Here is a 252-nt window from a genome sequence, read left to right as displayed (position 1 = left end):
AGTCTTAATAGACTTTAAAATTGGTACAACTATTAGAGTGGAGTTTGCTTTTTCCAAACGATTTTGTTCACGTTTTAAGTCGTTCGCAAGACTTGACGTTCTATCTAATAAAGCATTGAGCAATCGGATATTATCAGGAGTGGGTTGCCATAAATGTAAATCTACAGTCATTGCAAATCGCGCCAATACTTCACTATCGATTTTGTCAGTTTTATTAAGCTTAGAGATACTTTGAGCAAAATATCGAGTACG

General features: G+C 34.9%; 1 protein-coding gene. It reads right to left on the bottom strand.

The features are described 5' to 3' along the window. On the bottom strand, positions 1-252 hold a 252-nt coding region (locus ACG9ZL_RS21290), incomplete at both ends, for an IS110 family transposase (protein ID WP_419361933.1).

The organism is Acinetobacter legionensis (genome assembly GCF_048551735.1).
Lineage (GTDB): Bacteria > Pseudomonadota > Gammaproteobacteria > Pseudomonadales > Moraxellaceae > Acinetobacter.
The sequence above is the reverse complement of the archived record's forward strand: the minus strand, read 5'-3'. Positions and strand labels throughout refer to the sequence as shown.